The sequence below is a fragment of the Ruegeria sp. BG11 genome (genome assembly GCF_056538565.1).
The window spans coordinates 1-549 of record NZ_JBQFTH010000065.1; the positions used below are offsets into that span (position 1 = coordinate 1).

At 59.0% G+C, this 549-nt stretch carries 1 protein-coding gene; it reads right to left on the minus strand.

Translation table 11 applies throughout. The features are described 5' to 3' along the window. Positions 1-68 precede the first annotated feature (68 nt). Positions 69-549, minus strand: a 481-nt coding sequence (locus ACR0JF_RS23415; protein WP_480670143.1) for an acyl-ACP--UDP-N-acetylglucosamine O-acyltransferase family protein, incomplete at its 5' end; no start/stop codon positions are given.

A 549-nucleotide genomic window follows, 5' to 3' on the forward strand; every position in this document is an offset into this window, starting at 1 on the left:
GGTCTGCGAGCTGAGCCACAACTTCGGTTGGCAATGCCCCTGTTCCCGCAATCAACGCCAGCATGGGTTTATTTCCCTGGTGTCAGGAATGAGCGATCACTGTGGCCGGTGACAAAATCAACGATCCGTTGCACGTAATCACTTTCATTGCCTTCGCCGATCCGGCTGGCGCGGTCCATGAAGGTTCCATCGCCCTCGGACAGTTCCTTGAAGGCCGCGCGCAGCGCCGAGATATCCTCGCGCGAAACACCCTTGCGTTTAAGACCTACAAGGTTCAAGCCGTCCAGCTCACCACGTGAGGCCTGCACCAGACCGTAGGGAATAACGTCTTTGGGCACCATGGTCAGCGCCCCGATGATCGCGCCACGCCCGACGCGCACCCATTGATGCAATCCCGAGATGCCGCCGACGATCACATCGTCTTCCACGATACAGTGACCGGCTGCTCCTGCATGATTGACCATGATGACCCGGTTGCCGATCTGCACGTCGTGCGCCACGTGAACGCCCGCCATAAACAAGCAATCGTCGCCAATCCGCGTCACACCG